Origin of the sequence: Streptomyces sp. NPDC017993 (assembly GCF_044328065.1) — a bacterium.
In the GTDB taxonomy this organism is placed as follows: Bacteria; Actinomycetota; Actinomycetes; order Streptomycetales; family Streptomycetaceae; genus Streptomyces.
This window is the reverse complement of sequence record NZ_JBIRGO010000025.1, coordinates 67,916-80,206: the sequence shown is the minus strand read 5'-3', so window position 1 is coordinate 80,206 and position 12,291 is coordinate 67,916. Positions and strand designations below refer to the sequence as shown.

At 73.1% G+C, this 12,291-nt stretch carries 10 protein-coding genes; 3 read left to right on the top strand and 7 right to left on the bottom strand.

Features of this window, described 5'->3' with window-relative positions:
* Positions 1 to 89: 89 nt before the first annotated feature.
* Positions 90 to 851, bottom strand: coding sequence for a phosphoglyceromutase (locus tag ACH4FH_RS33525; protein ID WP_398559716.1), 762 nt, complete (start codon positions 849 to 851; stop codon positions 90 to 92).
* Positions 852 to 1,194: 343 nt separating this feature from the next.
* On the opposite strand from ACH4FH_RS33525, the gene ACH4FH_RS33520 reads away from it, so the two are divergent.
* On the top strand, positions 1,195 to 2,565 hold the full coding sequence (locus ACH4FH_RS33520; RefSeq protein WP_398559715.1) for an MDR family MFS transporter: 1,371 nt from the start codon (positions 1,195 to 1,197) through the stop codon (positions 2,563 to 2,565).
* A gap of 63 nt (positions 2,566 to 2,628) precedes the next feature.
* Here the strand turns inward: ACH4FH_RS33520 and ACH4FH_RS33515 are convergent, their stop codons facing one another.
* Positions 2,629 to 3,219 (bottom strand): YbjN domain-containing protein, encoded by a 591-nt coding sequence (locus ACH4FH_RS33515; RefSeq protein ID WP_398559714.1) that lies wholly within the window; start codon positions 3,217 to 3,219, stop codon positions 2,629 to 2,631.
* Positions 3,212 to 4,582 (bottom strand): D-inositol-3-phosphate glycosyltransferase, encoded by a 1,371-nt coding sequence (gene mshA / locus ACH4FH_RS33510; protein WP_398559713.1) that lies wholly within the window; start codon positions 4,580 to 4,582, stop codon positions 3,212 to 3,214. Before mshA ends, ACH4FH_RS33515 begins: the two co-directional genes overlap by 8 nt.
* Positions 4,583 to 4,745: 163 nt before the next feature.
* On the opposite strand from mshA, the gene ACH4FH_RS33505 reads away from it, so the two are divergent.
* On the top strand, positions 4,746 to 5,573 hold the full coding sequence (locus tag ACH4FH_RS33505) for a class I SAM-dependent methyltransferase (RefSeq protein ID WP_398559712.1): 828 nt from the start codon (positions 4,746 to 4,748) through the stop codon (positions 5,571 to 5,573).
* Between the two features lie 107 nt (positions 5,574 to 5,680).
* Here ACH4FH_RS33505 and ACH4FH_RS33500 read toward each other — a convergent pair whose 3' ends face one another.
* Positions 5,681 to 6,637 (bottom strand): helix-turn-helix domain-containing protein, encoded by a 957-nt coding sequence (locus ACH4FH_RS33500; protein WP_398559711.1) that lies wholly within the window; start codon positions 6,635 to 6,637, stop codon positions 5,681 to 5,683.
* A gap of 237 nt (positions 6,638 to 6,874) precedes the next feature.
* Here ACH4FH_RS33500 and ACH4FH_RS33495 point away from each other — a divergent pair, with 237 nt between their 5' ends.
* Positions 6,875 to 7,882, top strand: a complete 1,008-nt coding sequence (locus tag ACH4FH_RS33495; RefSeq protein ID WP_398559710.1) for an aldo/keto reductase — start codon at positions 6,875 to 6,877, stop codon at positions 7,880 to 7,882.
* A 30-nt stretch (positions 7,883 to 7,912) separates the two neighbouring features.
* Here the strand turns inward: ACH4FH_RS33495 and ACH4FH_RS33490 are convergent, their stop codons facing one another.
* The 3 genes from ACH4FH_RS33490 to ACH4FH_RS33480 all read right to left on the bottom strand — a co-directional run bounded on the left by ACH4FH_RS33490 (position 7,913) and on the right by ACH4FH_RS33480 (position 11,906).
* Positions 7,913 to 8,332, bottom strand: a complete 420-nt coding sequence (locus ACH4FH_RS33490; protein ID WP_398559709.1) for an NUDIX hydrolase — start codon at positions 8,330 to 8,332, stop codon at positions 7,913 to 7,915.
* Positions 8,333 to 8,419: 87 nt separating this feature from the next.
* Positions 8,420 to 9,649 (bottom strand): CHAD domain-containing protein, encoded by a 1,230-nt coding sequence (locus ACH4FH_RS33485; protein WP_398559708.1) that lies wholly within the window; start codon positions 9,647 to 9,649, stop codon positions 8,420 to 8,422.
* Positions 9,612 to 11,906, bottom strand: coding sequence for an RNA degradosome polyphosphate kinase (locus ACH4FH_RS33480; protein WP_398559707.1), 2,295 nt, complete (start codon positions 11,904 to 11,906; stop codon positions 9,612 to 9,614). The genes ACH4FH_RS33485 and ACH4FH_RS33480 overlap by 38 nt, the downstream gene beginning before the upstream one ends.
* Positions 11,907 to 12,291 lie beyond the last annotated feature (385 nt).

Sequence of the window (12,291 nt, the reverse complement as noted above, 5' to 3'; positions counted from 1 at the left end):
CGACCTGCTGACGGCCCAGAGACGGCCCCAGGGCAGCGACAAGCCCCCTACGCGGGAAAACCGCAGATAGGGGGCTTATTGCTGTGGGCTTACTTCTTCTTGCCCTGGTTCTTCACTGCCTCGATGGCGGCCTTGGCGGCGTCCGGGTCGAGGTAGGTGCCGCCGGTCTTGACCGGGCGGAAGTCGGCGTCGAGCTCGTAGGCGAGCGGGATGCCGGTGGGGATGTTCAGGCCGGCGATGTCCGCGTCGGAGATGCCGTCGAGGTGCTTGACCAGCGCGCGGAGGCTGTTGCCGTGGGCGGCGACGAGGACGGTGCGGCCGGCGACGAGGTCCGGGACGATGTCGTCGTACCAGTACGGCAGCATCCGCGTGACGACGTCCTTGAGGCACTCCGTGCGGGGGCGCAGCTCGCTGGGGATCGTGGCGTAGCGCGGGTCGTCGCTCTGGGAGAACTCGGAGCCGTCCGCCAGCTCGGGCGGCGGGGTGTCGTACGAGCGGCGCCAGAGCATGAACTGCTCCTCGCCGAACTCGGCGAGCGTCTGCGCCTTGTCCTTGCCCTGGAGCGCACCGTAGTGGCGCTCGTTCAGGCGCCAGCTGCGGTGGACGGGGATCCAGTGGCGGTCGGCGGACTCCAGGGCCAGCTGCGCGGTGCGGATGGCGCGCTTCTGGAGGGAGGTGTGCAGCACGTCGGGGAGCAGACCGGCGTCCTTGAGCAGCTCACCGCCGCGGACCGCCTCCTTCTCGCCCTTCTCGTTGAGGTTCACGTCCACCCAGCCGGTGAACAGATTCTTCGCATTCCACTCGCTCTCGCCGTGGCGGAGGAGGATCAGCTTGTACGGTGCGTCGGCCATGGCGTCGAGCGTAATCGAAGTCCGGAGAGGGCCTTGCCGGGGCCCAGTACCTGGAATACCCGGCGACAGTTGACGCTTGCCGTCAATTGAGTGGCGGCGGGAGACCCGGCAAAAGTAGCTTGTGAACCGTGCTCGCACCGCTTACACACGGGCGCGGCGCTCCCACCCCTCCAGACCACCGCGTCCGCGCGACGCTCAACCGCTCCGCGCGCACCCGCACCGCTTCCCGCGCCGCTCGCCGCACCGCGTTCCCGCGCCGCGTTCCGCACCACCGCCTGCCACTTTCGGCGGCCGTACGACATCACCGCACGGCCGCAGAGCACGATTCCACGGGGGAAATGTCATGTCCGCATCCACATCAGGGCCACCGGCCGACGCGAGCGGTTCGGCCGGCCGGGCCGGTAAGGGCAGCGGGGCCGCGTTGCGGCGGGCCGCCGTGGAGAGTGTCTCCGGGCTGCCACGGCAGTTCTGGTGGCTGTGGACCAGCACCTTGATCAACCGTCTCGGCGGCTTCGTCGCGACGTTTCTGGCGCTGTACCTGACCGTCGAGCGCGGCTACTCCGCCTCGTACGCGGGCCTGGTCGGCGCGCTCTACGGGCTCGGCGGCGTGGTCTCCTCGATCGGGGCCGGTGTGCTGACCGACCGGCTCGGGCGGCGGCCCACCATGCTGATCGCCCAGCTGTCGACGGCCGCGTCCGTGGCGCTGCTCGGCTTCATGACGGACCCGGTGGCCATCGCGGCGGTCGCCTGCCTGGTCGGCATGGCGTCCAACGCCTCACGGCCCGCGGTACAGGCGATGATGGCGGACATCGTCGCCCCCGAGGACCGGGTGCGGGCCTTCTCGCTCAACTACTGGGCGATCAACCTCGGCTTCGCGATCTCCTCGGCCGCGGCCGGACTCATCGCCCAGCACGGCTACCTCGCCCTCTTCCTGGGCGAGGCCACCCTCGTCCTGGCCTGCGCGCTGGTGGTCTTCAGGAAGCTCCCCGAATCGCGCCCGGACGCGGGCGGGGAGGCCGGCGCCGAGGACCCGGCCGGTGCGGCGCCCGCGCGGGTCTCGATGCTGACCGTGCTGCGTGACGGCCGCTTCATGACCGTAGTCGGCCTGAACCTCCTGCTGGCGCTGCTCTTCCAGCAGGCCTATGTGTCGATGCCGGTGTCGATGGGTCAGGACGGCTTCTCCAGCGCGGACTTCGGCCTGGTGATCGCGGTCAACGGCGTCCTCATCGTGCTCCTCCAGATCCCCGTCACCCGCTTCATCGAGCACCGCAGTCCGGCGATGCTCCTGATCGGCTCGGCGCTGCTCGCCGGTTACGGCTTCGGGCTGACGGCTCTGGCCGGCTCCGTCGCCATGTACGCGGTGGCGGTCGCCGTCTGGACCCTCGGCGAGATCATCAACTCGCCGACACAGATGGGACTTGTGGTCCGCCTCTCGCCGGTGCACGGCCGCGGCCGTTACCAGGGCATGTACGCGCTGTCCTGGTCGATCGCCTCGCTTGCGGCACCGCTGCTCGGCGGCGCGGTGATCGACCGGTACGGGGCCGACGCGCTGTGGGCGGGCTGCGCGGTGGTGGGAACGGTGGCGGCGGTCGGCTACGGGGTGCTGCTGCGGAAGGTGCCGGGGCAGACGGAACCGGTGGCCGCGTCCACGGCGAAGACGCCGCGGGATGCGGAGCCGGTGCCCGCCCCGGCGCCGGCCGAGAGCGTCGCGTAACAGCGGGCCGGACGGGAGCGGGCGCCGGTGAAGTCCGGCGTGTCCACCCGGCCGAGCGGCCGGCTACTCCGACGACCGGCCGGTCAGGTTCGTGAACGCGTCGAGGTTGCGGGTGGACTCGCCGCGCGCCACCCGCCAGGCGTATTCCTTGCGGATGGCTGTCGCGAAGCCCATCTCCAGCAGGGTGTTGAAGCTGCCGTCGGCGTTCTCCAGGACCGAGCCGAGAATGCGGTCGAGTTCGTCGGCGGTGACGGCCGCGAGCGGCAGCTTGCCGACGAGGTAGATGTCGCCGAGCTTGTCGATGGCGTAACTGACCCCGTACAGCCGGGTGTTGCGTTCGAGCAGCCAGCGGTGCACGGTCTCGTGGTTCTCGTCCGGATGCCGGACGACGAAGGCGTTGACGGACAGCGAGTGCTTGCCGACGATCAGCGAACAGGTCGTCGACAGCTTGCGGGTGCCCGGCAGCTTGACGACGTAACTGCCCGCCGAGGGGGACTCCCACTCCAGATCTGCGTCGTCGAGGGTCCGCTCGATCACCTCGTGTGCGGTAGCCACCCCACCCGCCGGATTCACGCCGGCCGCACCGGACGCTCCGGGCCCGTCGGAAGCACCGGCCGCACCGGACCCGTCAGAAACATCAGCCACGTCACCCATGGGGGGATCGTAGGTGACGCCGGTGTTCCTGCAGGGCGGCGGTGTACGCCTCGCCGGTCGCGGCGGCCGCGGTGTCCCAGCCGAAGGACTGGGCGTGCCGGGCGGCCTCGGTGCCCATGCGGGTGGCCAGCGACGGGTCGGCGACGAAGCGGCCGAGCGCGCGGGCGTAGTCGGCGGGGACGTGTCCGGGGACGAGGAAGCCGCTGACACCGTCGCGGACCGCCACCGGAAGACCGCCGACAGCGGCCGCGATCACCGGGGTGCCGCACGCCTGGGCCTCTATGGCGACCAGCCCGAACGACTCGCTGTACGACGGCATAACCAGTACGGACGCGGCGCGGTACCAGTCGGCGAGCTGCTCCTGGCCGACCGGCGGACGGAACTGCACCAGGTCGGCAATGCCGAGCCGGGCAGCCAGCTTCTGCAGGCCCTCGGGCTTCGTCAGACCGCTGCCGCTCGGCCCGCCGACCACCGGCACTACCAGCCGGGACCGCAGCGACGGGTCCTCGTCCAGCAGCGCGGCGGCGGCGCGCAGCAGGATGTCGGGGGCCTTGAGCGGCTGGATGCGGCCGGCGAACAGCGGGATGACCGCGTCCTGCGGCAGGCCGAGACGGTCGCGGGCCGCGGCCCTGCTCCGCGCGACATCGCCGCCGAGGGGCCGGAAGCGGTCGAGGTTGACGCCCGGGTGGACGACGGCGACCTTCTGCGGGTCGGCTTCGTAGTGCCGGACGAGTTCGTCGGCCTCCTCGGCGGTGTTCGCGATCAGGCGGTCGGCGGCCCGTACCACCTGCGTCTCGCCGATGACGCGGGCGGCGGGCTCCGGGGTGTCACCGACGGCGAGGGAGGCGTTCTTGACCTTGGCCATGGTGTGCATGGCGTGCACCAGGGGGACGCCCCAGCGTTCGGAGGCGAGCCAGCCGACATGCCCGGACAGCCAGTAGTGGGAGTGCACGAGGTCGTAGTAGCCGGGGCGGTGACCCGCCCATGCCTGCATGACGCCGTGCGTGAACGCGCACAGCTGGGCCGGCAGCTCTTCCTTCGCCAGACCTTCGTACGGTCCGGCGTCGACATGCCGGACGAGGACGCCGGGGGCCAGCTCGACGGCGGGCGGGAGGGTGCCGGTGGTGGCGCGGGTGAAGATCTCCACCTCGATGTTGATCGAGGCGAGCTTCTTGGCCAGCTCGACGATGTAGACGTTCATGCCGCCGGCGTCGCCGGTGCCGGGCTGGTGCAGCGGGGAGGTGTGCACGCTGAGCATCGCGACACGCCGCGGCCGCCGCGCGCCGCCGGGCAGCCGCAGGCGCGACTGGCCCGGGAACTGGCCGTGGGGACGGCTGCGGAGCCGGGATACGTATGGGCTCACTGCGAGCTACCTCCTAGCCGGGGCGGGCTGCGCGCCTCCGACCCCCCTCAACAAGGGAAGACAGCCCCGCATTTCCGTCCGGCGCGCACTCTTCATACTTTGCCAAAGCGTGACCGACTCCGGCCGTCCGGTCCCGGCCCACCGCCCCCGTAGGCTCAACGGCATGGCCCGCCGCACCTCCGCCGCCCCGGCATCCGCACCCTCCCGCCCCGTCGGGACGGTGACCCGCGGCACCACCAACCCCAACCGGCTGCGCCGCATGGACCGCTGGATCGCCGCGGAGCACGGCGCCGAGCTGCGGCGCGCCGCCGACCCCGTCGCGGTCGACCTCGGGTACGGCGCCGCCCCCTGGACCGCGGTGGAACTGCTGGGCCGGCTGCGCACCGTGCGCCCGGAGGCCCGGGTCGTCGGAATCGAGATCGAACCGGCCCGGGTCGAGGCCGCCCGGGAGTACGAACGGCCGGGGCTGGAGTTCGTGCACGGCGGCTTCGAGGTGCCGCTGCCCGGCGAGCCCGGCCGGGCGCCGGTCCTGATCCGAGCCGCGAACGTACTGCGGCAGTACGACGAGGAGGCGGTGGCCGCCGTATGGCAGCAGCTGTGCGCGCGGCTGGCTCCGGGCGGGCTGCTGGTCGAGGGCACCTGTGACGAGATCGGGCGGCGGCACGTCTGGGTGGCGCTGGGGCCCGAAGGGCCCCGTACGGTCACCTTCGCGACCCGGCTCGGCTCCCTGCATACCCCCTCCGACCTGGCAGAACGCCTTCCGAAGGCGCTGATCCACCGCAATGTGCCGGGCGAGCCCGTGCACGCCTTCCTGCGCGACTTCGACCGTGCCTGGGCGGCGGCCGCCCCGCTGGGCGCGCTGGGCGCGCGCCAGCGGTGGCTCGCCGCGGTGCGCAGCCTGGCGGCGGACTGGCCGCTCGCCGGCGACCCGCGGCGCCGTCGCCAGGGCGAGGTCACGGTGCGGTGGGAGGCCCTGGCGCCGCGGAGGTGAGGCAAGTGGCCGCCGCTGCGCCACGGGGCCGCGCCTGCCTGTGACTCCCGCCGCCTGCGGACGCCCGCCCCCTGCCTTCCTGCCCTACGGCGCCGACGCGTACGTCCCTACGCCGCCCCGGCCCTCGCCACCGGACCCGGCACCGGCGCGGTGGCTCGGTCGGCAGCGGATCGGTCGGGGGCTGACCGGTCGGGGGTCCGGCCGGTGGCGGTACGGCCGGCGGTCGCCAGTTCGGCCAGGTGGCGCAGCCGCGCCGCCGTCACCGAGCCGCGCGGCGCGGTGTAGGTCACCAGGGCCTGGTCGGCGTCGGTGCTCAGGCGGAAGCTCTCGAAGTTCACCCGCAGCTCGCCCACCTGGGGGTGAACGATGTTCTTGGTGCCGCGCAGGCACTCGTGCACGGCCTGCGCCTCCCAGGCCCGCCGGAATTCCGGGCTACGGTCGAGCAGCTCGTTGACCACGTCGCAGAGCCGCGGATCGTCCGGGTGGCGCCCGCTCTCGGCCCGCAGATTGCCGACGACCTCCTCGGCGATGCGCTCCCACTCCGGGTGCAGCGTGCGCGCCGCCGGGTCGAGGAAGACCAGCAGCGCCGAGTTCCGCCGGCTGTGGTCGAGCGCGTCGAGGTCGAAGGCGACCCGGCCGCCGAGCGCGTTCCAGGCCAGGATGTCCATCCCGCGGCCGATGATCATGGCAGGGACGGTGGACTCCATCGTGTCCAGGAGCTGCTGGATCTCCGGGCGCACGGTCTGCCGGGGGCCGGCGGCGGCGCAGTCGGCCGCGCGGCGCCGCGGATCGGCGACATTGCGCAGATACGTCACCTCGCCGTCGGTCAGCCGCAGCGCCCGCGCGATCGCGTCCAGCACCGAGTCGGAGATGGCGTGTGCCCGGCCCTGCTCGATCCGGGTGTAGTAGTCGACGCTGATGCCGGCGATCTGGGCGACCTCCTCGCGCCGCAGCCCCCGCACCCGCCGTCGGTTGAGTCCGCCCGGCAGACCGAGTTCGGCCGGGTCGAGCGCCGCGCGGCGCGCCTTGAGAAATGAGCTGATCTCGACTTCCGCATGCAGCATCCGTCCAGTATGCGGCGCACCGCCGGTCGGGTGGTTCCGCCGGACCCAGGCTGCGACGGGCCTGGTCCGCCACGGAGGCGGGCCGCAAGGTGGTGCACAAGCAGGTCCCGTCCCACGGCAAGGGACCGGCCGCGCGGCCACGCCCGCACCGCCCCCTCAGCACTCGGCCCACTCGGCCCGCGCGGGCCCACTCGACGCGCCCGGCGCACTCGACGCGTCCGGCAGAAGGAGCAGCTCATGAAGCGCAGGATCCTCGGCGGCACCGGCATCTCGGTCAGCGAGTACGCGCTGGGCACGATGATGCTCGGCGCCTGGGGCAACACCGACCACGACGATTGCGTACGGATCGTGCACCGCGCGCTGGACGCCGGCATCAACTTCGTCGACACCGCGGATGTGTACGCCGCGGGTGAGTCCGAGGAGATCGTCGGCAAGGCGCTCAAGGGGCGGCGCGATGACGTCGTGCTGGCCACCAAGTTCTTCAACCCGATGGGGCCGGACGCCAACCACGGCGGGAATTCCCGGCGGTGGATCGCCCGGGCGGTGGAGGACAGCCTGCGCCGGCTGGGCACCGACCACATCGACCTCTACCAGGTGCACCGCCCCGACCCGTCGACCGACATCGACGAGACGCTCGACGCGCTCTCCGACCTGGTGCGGGCCGGCAAGGTGCGGGCCGTCGGCACCTCGACCTTCCCGGCCGAGCAGATCGTCGAGGCACAGTGGACGGCCGAGCGCCGCGGACACGTCCGCTTCCGCAGCGAGCAGCCGCCGTACTCGATGCTGGCGCGCGGCGCCGAGGCCGCGGTGCTGCCGACCGCGCAGCGCTACGGCATGGGCGTGCTGACCTGGGGCCCGCTCAGCGCGGGCTGGTTGTCCGGGCGGGATCTGTCGGCCAGCTCGCGGGCCGGCCTTGAGACCCAGAAGTTCGATCTGTCGGTCCCGGAGAACGCCCGGAAGGCGGAGGCGGTCGGCGCACTGGCGAAGGTCGCCGCCGAGGCCGGCCTGTCGCTGCCGCACCTGGCGACCGCGTTCGTCCGGGCCCACCCGGCGGTCACCTCGGTGATCATCGGCCCGCGCACCCTCGACCAGCTCACCGGGCTGCTGGAGGGCGCCGAGATCACGCTGAGCGCGGACGTCCTGGACCGGATCGACGCGATCGTGCCGCCGGGCACCGATCTCAACCGGGCGGACAGCTACTACCTGCCGCCGGCCCTCAGCGACGCGTCCCTGCGCCGGCGCTGATCCGCGGCGGGCCGCCCGCGCGGCCCGCCGTCACGCCAGGTGCAGAGCGGCGAGCAGCGCGTCGACCAGCGGTCGGTCCCGCTCGTGCGTGAGAGTGGCCCGGGCCTCGTCCGGCGAGAGCCACACCAGGCGGTCGACCTCGCGGTTCGGGCGGAAGCGGCCCGCGCACGCCTCCGCCGCCCAGTAACGCACCTGCTTGCGGCGGCCGCCCGCGAGGTAGTGGGCGGTGGGCAGCGGGGCGCCGGGCCGGCAGTCCATGCCGGTCTCCTCCGCCACCTCGCGCACCGCCCCGGCCAGCGCGCCCTCGCCGCGTTTCAGCTTGCCCTTGGGGTGTGACCAGTCGTCGTACTTGGGACGGTGCACCAGCCCGATCTCCAGTCCGCCCTCGGACGCCGCGCGGCGCCAGAGCACGCAACCCGCCGCCAGTACCGGATTCTGAGCTACCGTCACGTCCTCATCCCTTCCGCTCCGCCGGCCGACGCGCGGCCGCGTGGCCGCGTGGCCTTCAGCCTGCCAGGTCCGCTCTTCGGAGGGCAGCTAGCGCCCCCATCCCGGGTCGCCCGCCGGGCCCGGCAGCCACACCCGGCCGAAGGCGAAGCGGGCGGCCTCCACTTCGTGCCGCTGGTCGGCGTGCAGCACACCGAGCGCGTACGCCGTGGCCGGCGTGATCCGGGGGGTGCGGGCCGCGGCGGCGGCAGCGGCGGCGGCCTCCGCGGCGTCCCGGTGCCGCCCCAGCGCGCGGCTCGCCTCCGCCAGCCGCGGATCGGCGTGCTCCGGCGCGAGCACCTCCTGGGCGTAGCGGCTCAGCCGCACCAGCATCCGCGCTTGGTGCCAGGGCGCGTCCTGGCGGTGGTCGGCGGCCAGGGCGTCGGCGTTGTACGGATGGCCGGCGCGGGACAGCGGCAGCGCCGCGACCGCCTCCGCCAGCCGCCGGTGCGCCTGCTCGGCGAGCGGCGGCAGAACTTCGCCGGCCGGCCCGTCCGCGGCCGTACGGGCCAGCGGCGCCTCGGAGGCGAGCACCGCGACGGAGTCGGCGAGGGCGTGGAAGCGGGAGGAGCCGAGCGCCTGAAGGGCGGTGGAGTGGGCGCGGGTGCGGGCGAGGGTGAGCTGGCGGTCCAGCAGGGCACCGGCGCGGGCGGCACCGGCCGACAGGGCGCCCTCCGGGTCCGGCTCCGCGGCCTTCGACGCGGCGCCGCGGTCGCCGCGGCCCGTCGCTGACCCACGGTTCGTCCGGCCGGCGCGCTCGGCCCGCTCGGCGCGCCCGGTCAGCCGTGCCAGGGCCGTCATCAGCCGCTCGCGGCGGGCGGCGCAGGCCTCCTCGCGCGCGAGGGTGCCGGACAACCAGCCGAGTTCGGAGCGGAGTTGATCGGCCCAGGTCTCCTCGGTCAGCGGGCGGAAGGTGTGCAGGGTGGCGCTGATGCGGCGGGCGGCGCAGCGCAGCTGCCAGGTGGCCTCGCCGGCGCCCTCCGCGTCCGAGCCGCTCTCGCGGTGCAGCCGCAGACTGCGCAGCAGGTCCCCGGACTGCCGGTGGAGGTATCCGGCGAGCACTTCCCCCGCCGTGTGGCCACCGAGCCGTTCGTCCGCCGGGTCCTGCCCGTCGTGGAGGCCGTGCGGGTCGTACGGGCCGCCGTGTCCCGCCGGCCCGTCCACCACCGCGGCGCGGGCTCCCGGAGCCCCGCCGAGCTCGTATCCGATACCGGTGAGACCGGCCGGCCCCCCGGCCGGCTGGTCATGTCGCTGGGCCACGCCGGCGCCTCCGCGCGTCAATGAGCATTTCCTGTACGTTCCGCAGCGGCGCGCCGTCCGCGTCCACCGAGTGCCGGGTCCAATTGCCGTCCGGTCCCAGGTGCCAGGAGGACGTCGCGTCCGACATCCCGGTCTCCAGGAGCCTGGTGAGGGAGGAACGGTGCGCCGGGTCGGCCACCCGCACCAGCGCCTCGATCCGCCGGTCCAGATTGCGGTGCATCATGTCGGCGCTGCCCAGCCACACCTCGGCCTCGCCGGCGTTGCCGAAGGCGAAGACCCGGGAGTGCTCCAGGAAGCGGCCGAGCACGCTGCGGACGCGGATGTTCTCGCTCAGGCCGGTGACGCCCGGGCGCAGCGCGCAGATGCCGCGTACCCACACATCGACCGGCACGCCGGCCTGCGAGGCGCGGTAGAGCGCGTCGATGACGGCCTCGTCGACCATGGAGTTGACCTTGACGCGCACGAAGGCGGGCTGCCCCGCCCGGTGGTGCGTGATCTCGTCGTTGATGCGCTGGATCAGGCCGTCCCGCAGGGACTTGGGGGCGACCAGCAGCCGGCGGTAGGTCTCCCGCCGGGAGTAGCCGCTGAGCCGGTTGAAGAGGTCGGAGAGGTCGGCTCCGACCTGCGGGTCCGCGGTCAGCAGCCCCAGGTCCTCGTACAGCCGGGCCGTCTTGGGGTGGTAGTTGCCGGTGCCGACGTGGGAGTAGCGGCGCAGCATCTCGCCTTCCTGGCGGACGACCAGCGAGAGCTTGCAGTGCGTCTTGAGGCCGACCAGGCCGTAGACGACGTGGCAGCCGGACTCCTCCAGCTTGCGGGCCCACTTGATGTTGGCCTGCTCGTCGAAGCGGGCCTTGAGTTCGACGAGGACCAGGACCTGCTTGCCGGACTCGGCGGCGTCTATCAGGGCGTCCACGATCGGCGAGTCGCCGGAGGTGCGGTACAGCGTCTGCTTGATCGCGAGGACGTCCGGGTCGGCGGCGGCCTGCTCCAGAAACGCCTGCACGGAGGTGGAGAACGAGTCGTAGGGGTGGTGCAGGAGGACGTCCCGGGCGCGCAGGGCGGCGAAGATGTCGGGCGCGGACGCCGATTCGACCTCCGCGAGGTCGCGGTGGGTCCCGGCGACGAACTTCGGGTATTTCAGCTCGGGCCGGTCCAGTGCTCCTATGCCGAACAGGCCGGTGAGGTCCAGCGGCCCCGGCAGTGGGTACACCTCGGCGTCGGAGACCTTCAGCTCCTGGACGAGCAGGTCCAGCACGGCCGGGTCGATGGACTCCTCGACCTCCAGGCGGACCGGCGGGCCGAAACGCCGCCGCATCAGCTCCTTCTCCAGCGCCTGGAGGAGGTTCTCCGCGTCGTCCTCCTCGACTTCGAGGTCCTCGTTGCGCGTGACCCGGAACATGTGGTGTGCACGCACTTCCATGCCGGGGAAGAGCTCTTCCAGGTGCGCGGCGATGACGTCCTCGATGGGGACGTAGCGCTGCGGGGATGCCTCCAGGAAGCGGGCGAGCAGCGGCGGCACCTTGACCCGCGCGAAGTGGTCGTGGCCGCTCACCGGGTTGCGGACGACGACGGCGAGGTTCAGCGACAGTCCGGAGATGTACGGGAACGGGTGCGCGGGGTCCACGGCGAGAGGCGTGAGGACGGGGAAGATCTGCTGACGGAAGAGGGTGAACAGGCGGGCCTGCTCCTTCTCGGTCAGCTCCGGCCAGCGGATGAGGTGAATGCCCCGGTCGGCCAGTTCGGGGGCGATGTCCTGCTGGTAGCAGGCGGCGTGCCGGGCCATGAGTTCGCGCGAGCGCGTCCAGATCAGGTCCAGCACCTCGCGGGGCTGCAGACCGGACGCGGAGCGGGTGGCGACGCCGGTCGCTATCCGCCGCTTGAGGCCGGCCACCCGGACCATGAAGAACTCGTCCAGATTGCTGGCGAAGATCGCCAGGAAGTTCGCCCTTTCGAGGAGGGGGGTGGCCGGGTCCTCCGCCAGCTCCAGCACCCGCTCGTTGAAGGCGAGCCAGCTGCGCTCCCGGTCCAGGAACCGGCCGCTGGGCAGCTCCTCGCCGTCCGCGCCGGGCACTCCCTCGTCCTCGTACGCGTCCATTTCCGCGTCCAGGTCCGGCTCCAGCTCGGGCAGCGCCGCGGCGACGGCGTGCGGCCGGTGAGCGGCGATGGAGCCGACAGAGGGCTGGGCCGACGAGCCGCCGCCCTCCGGCGGGGCCTGCCGCGGCTTGCGGGAGGCCGCCTCGGGCTGGACCTGGGCCTGAGCGCTGGGCTGCTGGTTCATGACCCCATTCTTCCGCGCTCCGGCCCATCCAGGCGCGTCGGGCGGAGGCGGATCGACACGGAGCCCCGGGTTCGGGACATTCGGCACAGCGGGCTGCATTCGGTGATGCTCGCAAGCGACATTGAATCGCCGGTAACGCGGATATGGCGGCCAGGCAAGCGGGGCGCTACTCCCCGGGGCGTCACGGGGGAGGCCGGGCCCGGAGGGAAGCGGAGTGCGGCGGTCCGGGCGGCCCGCTCCGGGTGTCTACCCCGGCCCGCGCGGCTCAGACCTGCCGACGGCCCCCGATGCCGTCGCGGACCCGCCGGCGGCCGCCCCGGCGTGCGCGCCCGGGTACCGGAAGCGCCGACACTTGCTCACGTGAAAATCGGGCTGCACCCGGCCC